Origin of the sequence: uncultured Winogradskyella sp. (genome assembly GCF_947498345.1) — a bacterium.
Taxonomy (GTDB): Bacteria; Bacteroidota; Bacteroidia; order Flavobacteriales; family Flavobacteriaceae; genus Winogradskyella.
The window spans coordinates 593,554-613,706 of the sequence record NZ_CANMJY010000001.1; the positions used below are offsets into that span (position 1 = coordinate 593,554).

Genomic DNA, 20,153 nt, shown 5'->3' on the forward strand with positions numbered 1-20,153 from the left:
GGTGACGTGATTTTATATTATGTTTTATGCTTTCTGATATATGAGTGTTGACTTTGAAAAGATTATAGCTCGTAAATCATTCAAAGATGTATTTAGAAGCTTTCTATAGTCGAAATGATGAAAAGGATTAGCGTGCTTACCAGCTTTATAAGACTTGTAGTAGTACTTATAATAGTCTGGAAGTATAGCAACACCTAGTAAGATAGCTCCATATAGATATGGGCTTCGTTTACCATTACCATAGCAAAGGCATTGCAAAGCGATTTCATCTTCGACTTTGGTACTGTAACCACAAAGTACATGATAACAATCGTGACGCTCTACTTTAGGAATGAGTTCAAAATTATTTTCATCTAAGAATTTGCCCAAATGTCTTCCAAAAGTAGGTTCTGGTAGATTTAGTAAATCAGCTTTTGTGATATTCCAGGATTCATGATTTTTAAATAATGAAGTGTACATACGTTGAGAATGTTCAAACATCCAAATGATTAGTTGTTTTCTTAAAGCTTTTATTTTGTGAAATAGGTTGTTCATAGTAGATGGGTTTGATTTGGTTCAACGGCAAATTTTTTCATTACATGTTGTGTTTAAAGTACTTTGTTTTTCAAAGTAAATAATTAAAAAAATAGATTATGTTTTCTTTATCAATTTTTCTAGTGCTTCAATATGTTTTCTAAATTCTGCTTTACCGAGTTTAGTAGCGCTATATCTCGTATTTGGTTTTCGACCTATAAATTGTTTTTCTACCAGTATATATTCTGCTTTTTCTAAAGCCTTGGTATGACTTGCTAAATTACCGTCTGTAGCTCCTAACAACTCTTTTAAGGTATTAAAATCAGCATACTCATTAACCATTAGAACAGACATAATACCCAGTCGTATCCTGTGGTCAAAAAGTTTGTTTATGTTTGTGATTATGCTCATAATTTCCTGCTAAGGCAGGAACCTCTTTTTAGTTAGAATATGTCATCGAATTTAGCACTAATCAAAATAGTATCGTTTAAAATTCTGATATTAATAATATCTTCCATTTGATAGCCATTAGTATAATATCCAAAACTTTTTGATTTTTTTTGATTAGTTGACGAATTTACGAACGAGATAAGATAACTTCCATCAGATTTAACTTCATCCATTTTTATATCAAGATTTACCTGCTCTCCTTTCTTTATTTCGATAATTTGTTTTTTAGAATCTGGTATCAGATATAAAGAATCTATATCAAAATCACTTTCATTAGAAATGGTAAAATTTCCTTCGTTACGACTACATGAAAGTGTAATGGTAACTATTACTAATAACAGGATGTTAATAATGTTTTTCATTATACTATGATTTAGTATCGTATTTAAAATGCATCCAGGTTCCATATAAAATATGCATAATACCAAAGCCAATAACCCATAGCCAAAATCCATAGCCAGGATAATAGCTAGCTATTAGTCCTAAAATAATTTCTATATACCCTAAATATTTAATATCACCAATACTATATTTTGATGCACTAACCAGAGCTAAACCGTAGAAGATAAGCATTAACCCTCCAGTTTGTCCATATCGTCCCTGGTTTAATATTATAAAACAGTAAATACCACCAACTATTAGTGGAATTAAGAAATTGAACAATAATCGACGTGAGGAGCTATCCCATATTTTTTCATTATTTTTTTTAGCCTTTCTAGTTGTAAGTATAATACCAGTTAAGGCACTTAAAAAGGCTACCATAAGTAGCACTAGCATGCTTGCCCAAAATACCCACCCATTAAATATGTATAGCTTACCACCACTATAGGTGACTACCAACCAATAAGCAACGGCAGCTCCAATTAAAGCATAGATACCAGCTAAGATTCCAGATAAACCACTCAATGATATAAAACGAGACGATTTGTTCATTAAACTTTTGATCTCGCTGATGTCTTTTAAATAATCTTCGTTGCTCATAATAAAAAGTACTTTGAAATACAAAGTAAATAAATTTATTTCATTCTCACAAAACTATTTTAGAAGATATTAACTAAATTTATGATTGAGCATTAAAGTAGATTACATATGATTTCTATCAATACTCAATGTAACAGAATAAAAAATTTAGCGACTAATAATAAAAATTAAAATAACATGATTGGTCTTCTTTTTGCAATAGCTCAAATCTCTGGTGGAATCTTACTTGGACTGGCAACTCTCGATAAATGGGATGGTGAAAGCAATTTTTTTAACAAAATTGCTGGTGTATTAACCCCTTTTCAAACCGTTATAGGTGGAGCACTAGTGGTACTTCCGATTTTAAAATTTAGTCTATTGGGACTAGTAAGTATTTTGGGAGGTATACTCTTGTTAACTCATGCATTTGGTAAAGTTCCTGCTTTGGAAGGTTCACTTAGAAAACTTTCTGATAAGCTAATGCCTTTTAAAGCTATTATTGGTATAGCACTTATTGTGATAGGTATTTTAAGTGTTTTATAGATTATCCTTCAATCTTAAAGTCTAAAATCTTTTCATTTTTATAGTATAGACTTAAGAATTTAGATCTCTTTGATTTACATTTTAAATATGCTATGTAATTATTCATATCATTTTTTGTTAATGATAACCTTTTTAGTGTACTTTCATTGTTAAACTTGTAGTATATAGTACCATTGTAATTTTTACTTTTAAAGCTGATACTAACTTTTTTGCTATTACCAATGATTTGCAAAAGACCACTTTGAGAGTCTGAGAGTTGTAAGCCGCTTTCAAAATACTTTCTATAATAAATAGGACGAGAAAAAAAATCTTCCGTACTTAATGGATTTGCAATAAATTGAAATTCAGCTTGAGCTGGCAAATGTGATGTTAAGAATTTTTTGGGATTTGTAAAGAAATAGAAATCGTTAAAAAACTTAACCCATTTACCTGTAGTATTATTTAAATAACCAGAAGAGAACGTTACATCGATAAGTTTCCATTTATTATTGATTTTTACAGCATTCCATGCATGATTTTTTAAATAATTTGGGTTTTCAATATTGTTTGCTGAAGTTTTAGTAATGCCTTTAATAATTTTCACTTCAATATTAGATTTTAAACAAAGTTCTCTAAAAAGGTAGCTAAAGCCTAAACATAATGCTTTTCGATTTTTAAAAACTTTTTCAGCTGTTTTTTTGATTTTTTGATTTTCAATACTTTTATTTAACCGCGCTGAGTCAAACACTATACCTAGAGTTTTGGGTTTTATAGCATTAAATGTATTTAAATCGTAAGTAATATTATATGCAGACCAGGTGTAAAATGCTCTTACCTTTTCTATATCTGAATTAAAATTAGTATTTACGTAAGATACTAATTCATCAATTTGGTTAAACTTTGGGTAGTTTTTAACCTTTTCATCAATCAATTTGTAATTTTGAGAGTAAGAATTTAAAATAAATAAAGTAAGTATAATTGTAAATAATGTCTTCATATAATAAATATATAATAATTTAATTTATCGTGAACCCGGCAGAAGCATACATTCTAAAGCAATCTGAGCCATATAGATCAATATTACTTCAATTGCAAACTATTATAGAAGCTGTAGCTCCAAATGCAGAGTTGCTTTACAAATGGAGAATACCTTTCTTTTACAATAATGGTATCCCGCTATGTTTTTTGAATCAGTCTAAAGATTATGTGGACTTAGCGTTTTGGCATTTTGACCAAATGGATCAGTATACAGAGCATTTTATAGATGCTAACCGAAAATCAATAAGATCATTGCGTTATAAATCTGTAGAAGACATTAATCATGAAGTTGTGGTCTATGTACTTCAAAAGCAATTAGAAATTAACATCAATCCGTTTAAGTTAATTTTAAAGTCCAAACGGTCTAAAAGGTAGAGACCAATTTTCTAATTGCAACCAGATTAGTTAGCAAACCTTCCAAATTATCTAAATGTAGCATATTGGCACCATCACTTTTGGCATTTGCAGGATTAAAATGTGTTTCAATAAATAAGCCATCTACATTGTTAACTACACCAGCTCTGGCTATAGTCTCAATCATTTCTGGTCGTCCACCTGTAACCCCTATACTTTGGTTTGGTTGTTGAAGCGAATGCGTTACATCTAAAACTGTAGGTGCATATTGGCGCATCGTTGGGATTCCTCTAAAATCTACAATCATATCTTGGTAACCAAACATAGTACCTCTATCCGTAATCCAGGCTTTGTCATTGCCAGCATCTTTTACTTTTTGTACAGCATGTTTCATAGCTTCGGGACTCATAAATTGTCCCTTTTTAAGGTTAACTACTTTTCCTGTTTTTGCAGCTGCAAAAACTAAATCTGTCTGTCTTACTAAAAATGCAGGAATTTGTAAAACATCAACAAACTCAGCAGCCATTGTAGCATCAGATACTTCGTGTATATCTGTAACTGTAGGAACATTAAATGTGTCTGAAACTTTTTTGAGTATTTTCAAGGCTTTTTCATCACCAATTCCTGTAAAACTATCTATTCTACTGCGATTTGCTTTTTTAAAACTGCCCTTAAAAACATAAGGGATTTTGAGTTTATCAGTAATAGAAATCACTTTTTCAGCAATACGTAATGCCATATCTTCACCTTCAATGGCGCAGGGTCCGCAAAGCAAAAAGAAATTTTCAGAATCGGAGTGTTTTAGTTTTGGAATTGAAATCAAAGCTTAAGACTTAAATATTAAGTCGCAAAGATAACATTTTAAAAAACCTTTTTTATGCTATTACGAATAATCCAAAGTGACATTACAAAGTTGCCAACCACTAATAGACCTCCATAAAACAATAAACGTTTAGAAGCTTCAGACCAATTCACAATATTGAGCACATTTGATAAATAAGCTAATATGAGGTAAGAAGACAAACAAACGAATATAATACCCAAAGAGAAATTTAATTTTCGATTAGGTTTAATCAATTGCCATAAAAAAGGAATTGCAAATAATAAGATTGGATATGCAGAAAGCCCTTCACTTTTATTAATATCTGTAAACCAATATACGATTACCGATAAAAAATAAAGGTAGGGAATAAACTTAGTGTATTTGCTAATTGCATTCATCTGCTTTTAATTTTTTAGGGTTCAGACGTAAATAGCCCAATTAGCGGTTGATAAGAAAAGGCTTTTACTATTAATCAATTTCTATAACGACAAGATACGAATTGAAATTGCCTGATTTTCAAATTATAACATATAATTAACGAAATGAGGATAATTAGATGTACCTTTGCGCGCTTAAAATCAGCATCAGTTATGACGAAGATTAAAAACATTGCAATTATTGCACACGTAGATCACGGTAAAACTACCTTGGTAGATAAGATTATGTACCACTGTCAGTTATTCCGCGAAAATGAGAATACAGGGGATTTAATTTTAGATAATAATGACTTAGAACGCGAACGCGGAATTACTATTACATCTAAAAATGTATCAGTAGTTTATAAAGATACTAAGATTAATATCATTGATACTCCTGGTCACGCGGATTTTGGAGGTGAAGTAGAACGTGTATTGAATATGGCTGATGGTGTTTTACTATTGGTTGATGCTTTTGAAGGCCCTATGCCACAAACCCGTTTTGTATTACAAAAAGCGATTGATTTAGGTTTAAAACCCTGTGTGGTAGTAAACAAGGTAGATAAAGAAAATTGTACACCAGATGAAGTACACGAGAAAGTATTTGATCTAATGTTCGAACTCGGAGCAGAAGAATGGCAATTAGATTTCCCAACGGTATATGGGTCAGCTAAGCAAAATTGGATGAGTGAGGATTGGGAAAAGCCTACGGATAATATTGAACCATTATTGGATATGGTGATTGAGCACATTCCGGAACCAAAAATTGAAGAAGGAACTACGCAGATGTTGATTACATCTTTAGACTTTTCAAGCTTTACGGGTCGTATAGCAATAGGGCGATTAACGAGAGGAACTTTAAAAGCAAACCAGCAAATTTCTTTGGTAAAAAGAGATGGTTCTATTGTAAAAAGTAAAATAAAAGAATTACATACGTTTGAAGGTTTAGGTCGTAAAAAAGTAGAAGAAGTGCAAGCAGGTGATATTTGTGCTATAGTAGGGCTTGAAGGTTTTGAAATCGGAGATACGGTTGCAGATATTGAAAACCCTGAAGGGTTAAAGACCATAGCAATTGATGAACCTACGATGAGTATGTTGTTTACAATCAATGATTCTCCTTTCTTTGGTAAAGATGGGAAATATGTAACCTCTCGTCATATTAAAGAGCGTTTAACCAAAGAGCTGGAAAAGAACTTAGCGCTTAGGGTTGAAGACACTGATAGTGCGGATAAGTTTATGGTTTTTGGTAGAGGAGTATTGCATTTATCAGTATTAATAGAAACTATGCGTCGCGAAGGTTATGAATTACAAATTGGTCAACCACAAGTTATCATCAAAGAGATTGATGGTGTTAAATGTGAACCTTTTGAAGAAATGACTATAGATTTACCTGAACATGTTTCTGGTAAAGCTATAGAAATGGTAACTATGCGAAAAGGCGAAATGCTAAGTATGGAAGCCAAAGCTGATCGAATGGTTTGTGAGTTTATTGTACCGTCTAGAGGAATTATAGGTTTACGTAATCAGTTGTTAACTGCAACTGCAGGCGAAGCTATTATGGCTCACCGTTTTAAAGAATATCAGCCATTAAAAGGTGGTATACCAGAACGTCAGAACGGATCTTTAGTATCTATGGAAAATGGACAAGCTATTCCTTATTCTATTGATAAATTACAAGAGAGAGGGAAGTTCTTTATTGACCCAGGGGAAGATATCTATGAAGGTCAGGTTATTGGTGAAAATTCTCGTGGTGACGATATGGTTGTTAATGTAACAAAGACCAAAAAGTTAAGTAATGTGCGTTCTGCAGGAGCTGATGATAAAGCTAAGATTGTACCGGCTATTAAATTTTCTTTAGAGGAAGCTTTAGAGTACATTCAGAAAGATGAATACGTAGAGGTGACACCAAATCATCTTAGGCTTAGAAAAATCTTATTAAAAGAAGTAGATCGTAAACGAAATAAGTCAATTTAAAATAAGAAGTTTTATATTTACCAAAACAATGACTATGCATTTTCTTTATTTCGACCCAGGATTAGGAGCCATGATTATTCAGGCTATTATTGCTGCTGTTGCAGGTGTAGTGCTCTTTTCTAAAAACTTAATGTATAAAATCAAGATGTTTTTTGGTATGGCAAAACCACAAGAAGAAGATGTTTTTGATGATATAGACATAAAAGACTCGGAGATTGAAAACGACAGCTCTGGGAAATCCTAAAATTCTTCACATAGTTAGATTTCAAGTGTTATTAGAAATAAGACATGATTGATAATTTACGTATGTTTATATTAAGGTTTATAAAATCGAAAAAAGAGACTCCATATATTGCTGCTATTGCTGCAGGTTTATATCCTATTCTGTATTATTTTGCCTCTAATTTTGGATATGTAAATTCAATAGAACATATAGGTTTCTTTGTCATAGCTTATATTGGTATTCCACTTATATCAATTCTCATTTTAAGATTAATTTTCTCTAAAATTGATACTCTTAAAGCATATAAAGGCTATATAATATCGGTATTGAATATATTATGGTTTGGAGTACTACTTGCTATAAATACATCGGGTTTAAGCAGACTTAACTCTGTAATCATTTTGGTTACTACAGTATTGTTAGGAGTATTTTTAACAAAGCACATTAAGAAGTTTATTGTGTTTCAGTTTTTTTTAGCTTTTGTAGCCTTGCTTTACATTACACCCAAACTTGGTGCTTTAATGTTTCAATCTACGGATTGGATGCAACAACCAGATAATATCGAAGCAGTTGTATTTAAAAACACACCAAACATATATTTAATTCAGCCCGATGGTTATGCTAATTTTTCTGAATTAAAAAGAGGACATTACAACATTGATAATTCTGAATTTGAGAACTATTTAGAACTTCAAGGTTTTACATTGTATAATGACTATAGAAGTAATTACTTTTCTACAATAAGCTCTAATAGTTCACTTTTTTCAATGAGGCATCATTTATATAACAAGCTAATTTTTAAGACTGTTGAGTGTTACAAATCGAGACGTATTATAGCGGGTAATAACCCTGTAATTAAGATATTCAAGAATAATAATTATAAAACATCATTGCTTTTGGAAAGCGAATATTTAATTGCCAATCGCCCAAAAGTTAATTACGATTATCAAAATATTTCATTTGATGAAATGCCTTATTTAACTCAAGGTTTTGATATTCAACGAAATCTTGTAGATGATCTTAAAACGGAGATGCATTTAAATTCTGATACTAAAAACTTCTATTTCATAGAAAAAATAATACCTAGCCATATTGCACAATCCCGACTAGATAATTTAGGAAAGGAAGGTGAACGTTTGGCATATATTGAAAACTTAAAGACAGCTAATGTCTGGCTAAAAGAAATGATAGAAGCTATTGAGAAAGAAGACCCAAATGGTTTAGTTGTTATTATGGCAGATCATGGAGGCTTTGTGGGTATGAATAGTATTTACGAAGCTAAAATAAAGCAAGACGATAAGGATTTAGTTAAATCTGTATTTACTGCAGCACTTGCTGTTAAATGGCCAAAAAAACAAGTTCCTGAGGATTTAGAATTTAAGACTTCAGTGAATTTTTTCAGGAATTTATTTTCGTATTTATCAGATGATAAACGTTATTTAGATCATTTGCAAGAAGATGCTAGTTATTTGGCAATAAAAAAAGAAGCACCATTTGGTGTTTATAAAGCTATAAATAAAGATAATAACGTTATTTTTGATAAAATAACTGATTAATCCTTATATAGTAAACCAAAAATTAAGTGCAAGCAAAAAACGCTCATTCTGCTTCTTTTAGAGATCCTTCAGGTTATATTTTTGTCGAAAATGGCGATGTGAAAAGAACCATTAATCCTATCTATTTTAAACAATACAAAGCACTAACTGAAAGTGGCTTTTATAAGAATTTGTTTAAAAATGAAGTGTTGATTAGACATGAAGAAATTTCTAAATCTGAAAAAGAAATTATCATCAAGGCCGAAAAGATTCCCTTTATAACTTATCCTTATGAGTGGAGTTTTAACATGTATAAGGAAGCGGCACTGCTGACTTTAAGACTTCAGAAATATAGTTTGGAAAATGGGTTTTCATTAAAGGATGCTTCAGCTTTTAATGTTACTTTCCATAAGGGTAAGGCTGTTTTTATTGATACCTTATCTTTTGATTTTTATACGGAAAACTCTCCCTGGAGAGCCTATAAACAGTTTATTACACACTTTTTTGGCCCAATGCTTTTGGCTCATTATCATGGCGCACAACAGTTAAAGTTATTGGCCAGCTTTATAGACGGTATACCTGTGAAACAGATAAGTTCTATGTTGCCAGCTAAAACAAAATTGAGTCCATTACTATATTCCAATATTCATTTACTTGCGAAATTAGAAGATAGGCATAATGAAGATTATAAGGGAGAAGCTAAAGTGGCATCATTATCTAAAAAAGGTCAGCTTAATATTATTAAAAGCCTGTACGATTATATTAAAAAGCTTGAGCTTAAAGAAAAGTCTGAATGGGGAAATTACTATGACAAAACAAACTATACCAACAAAGCATTTGATGAAAAGTCATTAATCATTAATCAATGGGTAGGTGAGGTTAATCCCAATACTTTAATTGACGTTGGAGGTAATGATGGTACATTTGTAAGGAAGCTTCAGGATGATGTTGAATTGGCTTTGGTTAGCGATATAGATAATAATGCGGTCGATTTTAATTTTAAAACCATGAGGCTTAATAAAGAAACATCTATGCTACCATTTGTTTTAGATGTTCTCTCCCCATCACCTGCTATAGGATTAAATAATCAAGAGCGCGATTCTTTTTTAGATAGAATTAAAGTATTTGCACCAGATATAACATTTGCGCTTGCTGTAATACATCATATTTCGCTGTCAGGTAATGTGCCATTTCAAAGATCTGCTGAGTTTTTTAGTGGTTTCTCAAAATATCTGGTGATTGAGTTTCCTAAGCGAAACGATTCATGGGTGCAACGTTTGTTAAACAGTAAAGCAGATTTTAAGGATTATTTCGACTTTTATAATTTTGACAATTTCATTGAGGCTTACTCAGAAGTATTTGAGATTATAGAACAAAAAGCAATAAAAGATTCTGAACGTGTATTATTACTTTTAAAGCATAAGAATCTGAACACTTAGAATATATGTTCAAAGTTTTAACCAAGAAGTTTCGCAATTTCTTAAATGAAGACAAAACACATCCCGTTATTGCGATTTTGGCGGCAAGTATATATGCATTGTTATATTATTACGATAAGAATTATGCATTAAGCAATTCAAAATCACAGTTTATTTATCTGGTAACAATTTATATTCTTAGCCCTCTTGTTTTATTCTATTTATTGAATTTTTTATTTAAGCAAAGTGAAAAAATCAATACGTTAAGACCTTATTTACTCCCTATATTTAATTTAAGCTGTTTTTTATTAACCGTAGTAATTAGCCTATACGGTTTTGACATATTTAAATTGTTTTTAGCTTTAATCATAGGTGTTACTATTGGTTATGTTTTAAAAGCGCATTTAAAAAAAATAATAGTTATTCAGTGTATTCTAATCCTTATGGTATTACCAAAATTGATACCGGATTTTTATAGGGAAATAACATACACTAAGGAATGGATGGAGCAACCAGATAAAATTGAATTAGCCGCATTTAAAAAAAGACCAAATATTTATGTGATTCAACCTGATGGTTATATCAGCTTCTCAACATTTAGAGATTCTATTCATAATTATAATAACAATAAATTTGAAGTTTACTTAAAATCGAAAAATTTTATAATTTATGATGAGTACAGAAGTAATTATTCTTCCACTTTAGGCTCTAATAGTGCTTTATTTGGTATGAAACACCATTATTATGGTAATACAACATTAGGAATTAACCCAAGGCATAATAAGCGAAATGAAATAGTAGAAAGTAATCCAGTACTAAGAACTCTAAAGCATAATAATTACAAAACATTTTTAATGTTGCAAGTTCCTTATCTGTTATCTAATAGACCTAATATTGATTTTGATTATTGTAATATCTCTATGGATGATGTTTCTTACCTTAATAGAGGCTTTTCTGGTAAAACAGACCTAATGAAAGATACGAAACAGGCAATTAAAAATAATGCATCCACTTCTAACTTCTTCTTTATTGAATCTATGTTACCAAGTCATATTACAACAAATTATAATTCTGAGAGCTCTGTACAAAATGAACGTAATTTATATATGGAGCGAATAGAGAAAGCTAATTTGTGGCTTAAGGAATTGGTAGATTTTATTACTAAAGAAGATCCCAATGGTCTTATCATTATAGCTGCTGATCATGGTGGTTTTGTCGGTTTTAATTTTTACCGGGAAAAACTCCGTAAGACAGATAATCCATTACTTATTAATTCAATTTTTTCGTCACTATTGGCGATAAAATGGCCAAATGATTCTGTTCCTACTTATCATAAAGAACTAAAATCTTCAGTTAACCTTTTTAGAGTTTTATTTACCTATTTAAGCGAAAATGAAGATTACTTATTTCACTTACAAGAAAACAAAAGTTATATTACTATTAGAGAAGGTGCGCCAACAGGAGTTTACGAGTATATAGATAAAAAAGGAACAACTGTTTTTAAAAGAATTAAGTAGAATTCTATGCTGATGGACATAAGAAGAAATATTCATAAATTTTCAAAAAGCGATAGGCTACGCCCAACAACTTATGCACTTGCTGCTGGCTTTTATCCATTGATTCATTATTACAATACTAATTTTCTAATGGTGAACTCTTGGCCTCAGTTAATGTGGTTTCTTATAGTTTTTATTATTCTTCCTATTATAGTTTTTTACATAGCTTCATTTCTGGTAAAACGGTTTTCTATATTAAAAAGCTATAAAGGCCATATTTTTACTGGTTTAAATATTTTTGTTTTTTCAAACCTGTTACTATTTGTAACTTATGGATTAACTAAAAAACACCTCTTAATTATGGGGCTTTTAGCATTATTGCTAATGTTTGTTCTACATAAGTATTATAAAAAGTTGATATTAATTCAATTTTTAATGACACTTGTTACTCTAGTCTTATTTCTGCCTAAGTTGTTTAGTTATTATAACTATTCTAATGATTGGATGCTACTGCCAGATACTATTGACAAAGTAGTATTAAAAGAAACACCTAATATTTATGTGATTCAACCCGATGGTTATACCAATTTTAATGAGCTGGAAAAAGCACCTTATAATTATGATAATTCTGAGTTTAAAAGATATTTAGAATCCAATGAATTTACAATATATGACAATAACAGAAGCAATTATTTTTCTACCCTTACGTCTAACGCTTCAATGTTTGCTATGAAGCATCATTATTATATGAAATCTGTTGGTGCTAATGAAACACAATATGATTATCGTAAAGGCTTAGCGGGAGATAATAACACAGTAAAGATCTTAAAAAACAACGGTTATAAAACCTTTATGCTTTTGGGGTTTCCTTACATTATCATTAACAGGCCTAAAAAAGAAATCGATGTTATCAATTACGATTATAGTTCTATGTCTTACATTGGTAATAAATGGAAAGGCAAATTTCCGTTAGATACTTTAGAATATTTAATGACTAAGAATAAAACTACTCACAACTTTTTTTTCATAGAAAAAATATTACCAACTCATATTGAAAATTTAAAATCTAAAAGCAGAGGTGTAGAAGGTGAGCGTAAAGCTTATTTAGAACGTTTAGAAGAAAGTAATAATTGGTTAAAACAAGTTATAGAGACGATTACAAGTAACGATAAAGAAGGAATCATTGTGTTGGTCTCTGACCATGGTGGTTATGTTGGTTTAGAATCTGCTGAAGATGTATATTCTAAACTAGAGAATTCAGCCCTCAAAAAATCAGTATTTTCATCATTACTAGCTATTAAGTGGTCTAATAATGGTGCTCCAAAATTTGATGATCAATTAAAAAGCAATGTTAATCTATTCAGAGTTTTGTTTGCACATTTAAGCCAAAACGAAACTTATCTTCAATATTTAGAAGATGATAAGAGCTACATAACTATTAAAAAGAAAGCACCTAAAGGTGTGTATGAGTATATTGATAATTCTGGACAGCCAGCATTTAATAAATTGAGTAACTGATATTAAAATGAGCCTACGTAACAAAGTCATTGATTATTTAAAAAATGATAAATTAAATCCAACTTTAGTTGCATTAGCTGCGGGTTTATATCCAATGATTTATGTTTATTCTAAGAACTTTTCTATTGTTAATTCTTTTGAACATTTAGTGTTTTTTGTATTAAGCTTTCTGGTATTACCATCTTTAGTTTTTAATGCTATAAATTGGGGATTAAAAAGGTTAAATAAAGCTCAATATAGCTTACTTGTTATAGCAATGCTTAATGTATTTACCTTTTTATTTCTTATTAAAATTATTACCTATTCTGGTCCGCAACGAAAAAAAACGGTTTTGATAGTATTAATTGCTGTTTTATTTGCTTTGTATCTAAAAAAGCATCTTAAACGCCTTGTATTATTACAATATTTGTTGGCTTTTGTTAGCGTGTTTAGTTTGGTACATACAATTTATACAAACACGAGCATATCTAATGCTTGGCAAAATCAACCAGATGATATTATTAAGGTGAAATTTAAAACCAAACCAAATGTATATGTTATTCAACCAGATGGTTATGCTAATTTTTTTGAAATCTATAAAGGGTATTACAATTATGATAACTCAGAATTTGAAGCCTTCTTGAATAAAAATAACTTTACACATTACCCTAATTTTAGAAGTAACTATTCAACAACCTTATCGTCTAATTCGTCATTTTTTATGATGAAACATCATTATTATAATAAACGCATTTCTAATTTCGAATTATACAATGCACGAAATATGATTGTTTCTAAAAACCCTGTCTTAGAGATATTTAAAAACAACGGTTATAGTACTCATTTTATAACGCAGACAGGCTATATGATGTTTAACAGGCCAAAAATGGGTTATGATTACTGTAATCTTACTTATGGGGATTTTCCTTATATAAGTCCGGGAATTGCTAAACCAATAGATATAAGCACAGATTTAAAATCTACGATTTCTGATGCTACAAAGCAACCAAAATTTGTTTTTATTCAATTACTAAAGCCATGGCATATTAAGAGTAAAAAGAAAAATTCTAGTAATGATAAAGATATTGAGCGACAAGAGTGGCTTAAAAATCTTGAAGAAGCAAATACAATACTTAGATCTACAATAGAGTTAATAAAGAAGCACGATAATAATGCTTTAGTTATAATTGCTTCAGACCATGGTGGCTATGTAGGTTTTAATTATGCCAGTGAAGCAGATGCGATGACTAAAGATAGAGATTTAATATATTCAATTTATAGCAGTCAGTTATCTATACATTGGCCTAATAACAATATCCCCAGTTTTAATGATAAATTTAAAACCTCAGTAAATGTTTTTCGCTTGCTTTTTACCTACTTGTCTAAAAACAATGCTTACTTAGAACATCTTGAAGCGGATGTGAGCTATAAGGTTTTAAGACATGGAGTTTCTGATGGTATCTATGAATATATAAATGAAGATGATCAGGTGATACTTAAAGAGTTTTATATGCTATAACTATTTTTTCAACCCTAAAACACTAAAAAACAGGCTAAATAATATGGTTTGAATACCTAATTGTGATAAAGTAATGGCAGGTATAACCAGACGCAATGTTGTGCCTGTATCTAATGTTCCAAAGTTAGTGTCGCTCCAAACCGATAAACCTTTGAAGCTTAAAAATAATCCAATACACAAGGCCATAAAACCAATAACTAGCCCTCTTTCGAGATTAATAATTTTGAAAAGCTTATTGTAACGGTTAGACTTTGGAAGTAATTCATTCTCAACAGCAAAAATCTTTGTAAGCCCATAAAAAATAATAAACTGAAAACCGACCAATAAAAAAGACGAAGCATAGAGTAGTGTATGAACATCTAGAGTTAAACCATTAATTTTTAATGGTTTAATAACCAATAAGGTTGATAATAAAAATCCAATTAAAGCTAATAAAATACCAGGATACAGAAATAACCAATTAGGTGCATAAAGCATTAGAAACCTTAAATGCCTCCAACCATCACTCCAGGTATTAAGGTGTGGTGGTCTTGTTCTTCCATCTTTTTTTAAAGTTGTTGGGACTTCTGTAATAGAAAGATTGTTCAACTTAGATTTCACAACCATTTCGGAAGCAAATTCCATACCCGAAGTTTTTAGGTTCATTTTATTATAAGCTGCTTTAGAGAACCCTCTTAGGCCACAATGAAAATCACCTATTTTAATCTTAAAAAATAAGCGACCAATAAAGGATAATACAGGATTCCCCAGGTATTTGTGTAAAAAAGGCATAGCACTTTTTTCTATTCCTCCTTTAAATCGATTTCCCATAACTAAATCGAAACCATCACGTAATTTATTGAGATAAGGCATAAGGTCGCTAAAGTCGTAACTATCATCTGCATCTCCCATAATAATATAAGTGCCACTAGCAGCTGCAATACCAGCTTTTAGTGCACTGCCATATCCTTTTTTATCAGCATGGACAATACTAGCGTTTAGTGATTTTGCGATCTCAATAGAACCATCTGTACTACCATTATCAGCAATAACTATTTCGCCATTAACTTTGTGTTTAATATAAAAGGATTGCGCTTTTTTAATACAAATAGCCAAAGTTTCTGCCTCATTGAGGCATGGCATTACAATGGAAAGTTCAAGATTTTTGTCCACGTCGTAAAATGTTGTAGGTGCTAAGAAACAATAAAAATATTAAAGCATAATTATAGAATAAATAACGTTGTATAGAGTGTACTGCAAATGCTATAAACATAGCATTAGATAATATAAGCGATGATAAAAGAAATATGATGGCATATTCTTTTTTAGAGTTTAGAAAAGTTTTAATCAAACTATAGAAAAATATTAGAGCTACAAACCATAGTAGAAGTTGAGATTTAAATCCATAAGTAATGTTAGCATAATAGAGTTTTAGCCATTCATTTAAGTTATTTAATATTAGGACTTTAGTATACTCCTTACATGCTGCTTCCGTTTCAAAAAATATATAAGAGTTAGCTTGGTTTTCGCTCCAATCTTTAGGTGTAGGTTTGTTAGAATAATACGCTTTGCCAACTTCTCTAACAGTCTGATTGCAAATTTTTGGTAAGTTGTCATGAAAAAATTTATAGGTCTCTTTTGTGGTGTATTCAGGTTTTGTCAATAAATCTTTTTTGATAAGACTATCGTAACTTATTTTAAAAACTTTTCTATAATCTTCATTTTTTATGAGCTTATAGTCAGATTTGTTAGAAAGATAAATTGGTGCTGTTGCGGCACTAGTATAGCCTAAAGGTGTAGGTTTAAAGAAACCATCTTTGACTTTGTGGTAAGTGCGTTCGGTAATACTAGCGACAAACATTATGCTGACAAAAGCTAAAATATTTAGACTATGCTTTTTTTGGAGCAGCTCTTTTCGATACATCATAAAATAAGTGCCAGCAAATATTAAGGTTGAAAAAATAAATTGGCTTCTCACAGAAACCAAAGCCAAGTAAACAACGAGGTAATATTTAAAGTTCTGATGTTTATTATTAAATAATATATCCATACCAATGGCAATGAACATAAGATATAAACCAAACCCTAAACCTTCTGAGCAAAGGTTGTTGGCAATGCTCAATGGTGGAAAAAATGGAAATAATAAAATAACAAGTAAAGGTAATTGCAGTAATCTGTTTAGTTGAAATACCCTTGAAACCTTAGTAAAAAAATAATGTACACCAAACAAACTAAAAGCGGTATGAAAACCAACAACAGCAACATCGTAAAAAGACCCAAACATTATGGTAAAGACTTTAAGAAAAAACACATAGCCCATTTGTCTGTATGGCATTGCTCTTAAGTAACTGTAAGTGTCAGGTGAATAAATAGGTTCAGTGAGTATGCAAAAAATGAATACACTTATGTACGTTAAAAACAAAATATATGCTGAAGTACTTAAATTTTTAAAGTCAATTTTAAACATTGAGATGCCTTCATGTGGTTGATGTAAAAATAGGAAAACTATTTAGTAACATGTCAGTGTTGTTATTAAAACTACCGATTTAATTTTTTACTAATTTTCTTTTAATTCAATGGACTTCATACAAAGCATTTATTTATCTTCATACGCTATAAAAACAATAGAATTTTGAAATTATCAAGACTTAATATTACTATAATAATTGTAATACTTATGCAATTATTAATGGCGTTTCAAGGTTTTGATGTTTGTGATGATGGTTTTGTTTTAACTTTCTATCAACAGATATTTTCTAATCCAGAAAGTGTTGAATATAATTTTTTGTATTGGTTCTCTGGCTTTGTTGGTGGTGTATGGTACAAGTTATTCGAAGATGGCGGAATTTTATGGTTTAGATTTTTAGCAATTATTGTTAATACATTAGCCTTCTATTTAACATACAGGCTATTAGAGAAGTATATTTCTCAATACTTTTTGCTCCTTTCACTTGTTATGGTTTTGTTTGTTAACGATTATGGATTTTTAACGTTTTATCACAATCAACTTACGGCTTTATTAGCTGTTGTAATTATTTATATTCTTAATAAAGCTATATTAAATCACAGTAAGCTACAGTATATCTTGGCAGGTTTTATTTTAAGTTTTACGGTGTTTACCAGAGTGCCAAATGCTGTTTTATATATCCTTATTTTAGCTATACCTTATTCTTATTATGTTAAAAATAAGACGATTACAAAGTCAATAAGACCTGTAAGTGTTTTTGTATTTGGTTCTGTATTAGGATATCTATTTATCTATATGATTTTGCTAGCTTTTGGTCAAGCTGAGGTGATGAAAAATGCACTCTTAACCATAGTTGATTTAGGAAATACTGAAGACAGTTCCCATAATTTTGCAGATATATTTAGGGCACCAATTTATAATTACATCTCAATTGTTATTGCCTTTACAAAATGGTTGTTTATTTCTTTGGGTCTAATTGTATTGCAATACCTTCCTATTGAAAAAAAAATATTATCAATTATAACTGTTGTTATTGCAACTGTTTTATTCTTTATTTGGTTTAATACAGGTAATATCTACCCAATATATAGTTTATGCTTGTTTGCAAGCATTGTGCTTATGTTTTTTAAGCAAGTACCTTATCAAGTAAAGCTTATCAGTTGTATGTCTTTCTTGGTTTTAATTACATTATCACTTGGTTCTGCTGGCGGTATAAAAAACAGTGGTTTTATGGCTATTTGGATTGGTTTACCGCTATTCTTCTATTTAATCAATCAAAAGCTAATTTTACATAGAAGCTTCAAGGATTTTAACTACAAAACTTACTTATGGTCTGTAATTATAGCTTTTTTAGTTTTAAAGGCATACAAAATTCCACAGCAAACGTATTTTGATCCAGGTAGTAGATTTGATAAAAGGTTTGTTATAAAAAGTAACAAAGCCAGAGGTATATATACCTCAGAAAGACGGGCAAAAATCATTAATGACCTATTATTTAACTTACAAAAATTTGTAAAGCCTAATGACTATTTAATGGTCTACGATAGAATACCAATGGTACATTTTTTAACAGAAACCAAGCCTTACATGTATAATCCTTGGGTTTGGATATATGATTATAATTCTTTTGAAAAAAAGCTAACCAAGGCAGAACAGGAAATAGAAGAATTACCGATTGTGTTACAACAAAAATTCGAAACAATCTATAAATTCTCTGAACCTATTAACGATTATATGTCAACTAATAAGGAGAATACTAATTTTCATAGCAATGAACGCAATACAGTTATTAACTCTTTTTTAAATAGAAATAATTATAAAATTGTGTGGAGTAACGCTTACTTTAATATTTATGCATCAAAGAATTAAAATACGGTCAAATCATTTCGCTTATATTAGTAGTAATCTTAATTAAAGTCTATGTTAGAAAATGATATATCAATAATAGTCCCCGTCTATAATGAGGAAGGAAACCTTTCAGAACTATACAATAGACTAACAAAAACTTTGGAGTCTATTTCAAATAAGTATCAAATTATTTTTGTAAATGATGGTAGTAATGATGATTCTTTTGTCAAAATATTAGCTTTTGCTGAGAATAATCCTAAAGTATTTTACCTCAATCTGAGTAGAAATTTTGGACATCAAATTGCAGTTTCTGCTGGTTTAGAGTATTGTAATGCAAAATGTACAGTTATTATAGATTCTGATTTACAAGACCCACCAGAATTAATTTCAGAATTATATGCTAAGTATAGAGAAGGTTTTGATGTTGTTTACGCAAAGCGAAAAAAACGAAAGGGCGAATCTTTTCTTAAAAAATTAACGGCAAAACTTTATTACAGGTTATTAAAGCGATGGGTGTCCTTCGAAATTCCTCTAGACGCTGGGGATTTTAGGCTAATATCAAAAAAAGTGGTGAATGCCATTAACAACATGCCAGAGCAAAACAAATTCTTAAGAGCACAAATTGCATGGCTAGGCTTTAAACAAACCAATGTTTTGTTTAACAGAGAAACCAGAAAGCATGGAGAGAGCGGTTATTCGTATAGTAAGATGTTTCGCTTAGCATTTGATGGTATTACTGGTTTTTCTGATAAGCCGTTGTTATATGTTAGCCGCTTAGGTTTTGTGATATCTATCTTTTCGTTCTTAGTAATTATTTATGCTATATTTTCTCATTATGTACTTAAAGAAACTATTACAGGTTGGACATCTTTAATAATCAGTGCCGCATTTATTGGTGGGATTCAATTATTATCTATTGGTGTAATAGGTGAGTATATAAGTAGAATAAACACTAATGTAAAAGGACGACCACTTTATATCATAGACGCTACTAATATTGACTGTGATATAGATAATAAATCCTAAACCAATCTCGTTTAATGAAGTGTTTTAAAATTTGTACTTTCACACCAATTGAATTCTAAAATTTCCACCCTATTTACGTAGCTAAAACATATCAG

At 30.5% G+C, this 20,153-nt stretch carries 20 protein-coding genes; 11 read left to right on the top strand and 9 right to left on the bottom strand.

What is annotated here, in order from left to right:
- Positions 1–24 precede the first annotated feature (24 nt).
- From Q0912_RS02755 to Q0912_RS02770, 4 genes are all read right to left on the bottom strand, one after another.
- On the bottom strand, positions 25–534 hold the full coding sequence (locus tag Q0912_RS02755) for a Coq4 family protein (RefSeq protein ID WP_299111758.1): 510 nt from the start codon (positions 532–534) through the stop codon (positions 25–27).
- Positions 535–630: 96 nt separating this feature from the next.
- Positions 631–924: a transcriptional regulator gene (locus Q0912_RS02760; protein WP_299111759.1), complete on the bottom strand. Its 294-nt coding sequence runs from the start codon at positions 922–924 to the stop codon at positions 631–633.
- 32 nt (positions 925–956) lie between these two features.
- Complete coding sequence (locus Q0912_RS02765; RefSeq protein WP_299111760.1) at positions 957–1,325, bottom strand: hypothetical protein; 369 nt, start codon at positions 1,323–1,325, stop codon at positions 957–959.
- A gap of 4 nt (positions 1,326–1,329) precedes the next feature.
- The gene (locus Q0912_RS02770; RefSeq protein WP_299111762.1) at positions 1,330–1,944 is read right to left on the bottom strand and encodes a hypothetical protein; all 615 of its coding nucleotides are present in this window, start codon (positions 1,942–1,944) and stop codon (positions 1,330–1,332) included.
- A 177-nt stretch (positions 1,945–2,121) separates the two neighbouring features.
- Between Q0912_RS02770 and Q0912_RS02775 the strand changes: the two genes are divergently transcribed.
- Positions 2,122–2,466: a hypothetical protein gene (locus Q0912_RS02775; protein ID WP_299111763.1), complete on the top strand. Its 345-nt coding sequence runs from the start codon at positions 2,122–2,124 to the stop codon at positions 2,464–2,466.
- Position 2,467: 1 nt separating this feature from the next.
- Here Q0912_RS02775 and Q0912_RS02780 read toward each other — a convergent pair whose 3' ends face one another.
- Positions 2,468–3,442 (bottom strand): transglutaminase domain-containing protein, encoded by a 975-nt coding sequence (locus Q0912_RS02780; protein ID WP_299111765.1) that lies wholly within the window; start codon positions 3,440–3,442, stop codon positions 2,468–2,470.
- 29 nt (positions 3,443–3,471) lie between these two features.
- On the opposite strand from Q0912_RS02780, the gene Q0912_RS02785 reads away from it, so the two are divergent.
- Positions 3,472–3,858 carry a DUF1801 domain-containing protein gene (locus Q0912_RS02785; protein WP_299111768.1) on the top strand — a complete coding sequence of 129 codons (387 nt, stop codon included), beginning with the start codon at positions 3,472–3,474 and terminating at the stop codon, positions 3,856–3,858.
- Here the strand turns inward: Q0912_RS02785 and kdsA are convergent.
- Together kdsA and Q0912_RS02795 are read right to left on the bottom strand one after the other, a co-directional pair.
- Entirely contained in the window at positions 3,848–4,651 is an 804-nt protein-coding gene (gene kdsA, locus Q0912_RS02790; RefSeq protein WP_299111901.1) for a 3-deoxy-8-phosphooctulonate synthase, read from the bottom strand. The genes Q0912_RS02785 and kdsA overlap by 11 nt on opposite strands.
- A gap of 47 nt (positions 4,652–4,698) precedes the next feature.
- Positions 4,699–5,058, bottom strand: coding sequence for a hypothetical protein (locus Q0912_RS02795; protein WP_299111771.1), 360 nt, complete (start codon positions 5,056–5,058; stop codon positions 4,699–4,701).
- 192 nt (positions 5,059–5,250) lie between these two features.
- On the opposite strand from Q0912_RS02795, the gene typA reads away from it, so the two are divergent.
- The 7 genes from typA to Q0912_RS02830 are packed head-to-tail and all read left to right on the top strand — an operon-like array spanning position 5,251 to position 14,738.
- Positions 5,251–7,050, top strand: coding sequence for a translational GTPase TypA (gene typA, locus Q0912_RS02800; protein ID WP_299111773.1), 1,800 nt, complete (start codon positions 5,251–5,253; stop codon positions 7,048–7,050).
- Positions 7,051–7,084: 34 nt separating this feature from the next.
- Positions 7,085–7,294, top strand: coding sequence for a hypothetical protein (locus tag Q0912_RS02805; protein WP_299111775.1), 210 nt, complete (start codon positions 7,085–7,087; stop codon positions 7,292–7,294).
- A 44-nt stretch (positions 7,295–7,338) separates the two neighbouring features.
- On the top strand, positions 7,339–8,829 hold the full coding sequence (locus tag Q0912_RS02810) for a hypothetical protein (RefSeq protein WP_299111777.1): 1,491 nt from the start codon (positions 7,339–7,341) through the stop codon (positions 8,827–8,829).
- Positions 8,830–8,855: 26 nt separating this feature from the next.
- Positions 8,856–10,247 carry a class I SAM-dependent methyltransferase gene (locus tag Q0912_RS02815; protein ID WP_299111779.1) on the top strand — a complete coding sequence of 464 codons (1,392 nt, stop codon included), beginning with the start codon at positions 8,856–8,858 and terminating at the stop codon, positions 10,245–10,247.
- A gap of 5 nt (positions 10,248–10,252) precedes the next feature.
- On the top strand, positions 10,253–11,743 hold the full coding sequence (locus tag Q0912_RS02820; RefSeq protein ID WP_299111781.1) for a hypothetical protein: 1,491 nt from the start codon (positions 10,253–10,255) through the stop codon (positions 11,741–11,743).
- A 12-nt stretch (positions 11,744–11,755) separates the two neighbouring features.
- Positions 11,756–13,240 (top strand): hypothetical protein, encoded by a 1,485-nt coding sequence (locus Q0912_RS02825; protein ID WP_299111782.1) that lies wholly within the window; start codon positions 11,756–11,758, stop codon positions 13,238–13,240.
- A gap of 7 nt (positions 13,241–13,247) precedes the next feature.
- A complete protein-coding gene (locus Q0912_RS02830) occupies positions 13,248–14,738 on the top strand; it encodes a sulfatase-like hydrolase/transferase (protein ID WP_299111784.1) in 1,491 nt (496 codons plus the stop codon).
- On the opposite strand, the gene Q0912_RS02835 is transcribed toward Q0912_RS02830, so the two are convergent.
- Positions 14,739–15,890 carry a glycosyltransferase family 2 protein gene (locus Q0912_RS02835; RefSeq protein WP_299111787.1) on the bottom strand — a complete coding sequence of 384 codons (1,152 nt, stop codon included), beginning with the start codon at positions 15,888–15,890 and terminating at the stop codon, positions 14,739–14,741. It abuts the gene before it with no gap.
- Positions 15,874–17,052, bottom strand: coding sequence for a hypothetical protein (locus Q0912_RS02840; RefSeq protein ID WP_299111789.1), 1,179 nt, complete (start codon positions 17,050–17,052; stop codon positions 15,874–15,876). Before Q0912_RS02840 ends, Q0912_RS02835 begins: the two co-directional genes overlap by 17 nt.
- Positions 17,053–17,349: 297 nt before the next feature.
- Between Q0912_RS02840 and Q0912_RS02845 the strand changes: the two genes are divergently transcribed.
- Both Q0912_RS02845 and Q0912_RS02850 read left to right on the top strand, forming a co-directional pair.
- The gene (locus Q0912_RS02845) at positions 17,350–19,053 is read left to right on the top strand and encodes a hypothetical protein (RefSeq protein ID WP_299111791.1); all 1,704 of its coding nucleotides are present in this window, start codon (positions 17,350–17,352) and stop codon (positions 19,051–19,053) included.
- Between the two features lie 51 nt (positions 19,054–19,104).
- Positions 19,105–20,058, top strand: a complete 954-nt coding sequence (locus Q0912_RS02850; RefSeq protein ID WP_299111794.1) for a glycosyltransferase family 2 protein — start codon at positions 19,105–19,107, stop codon at positions 20,056–20,058.
- Positions 20,059–20,153 lie beyond the last annotated feature (95 nt).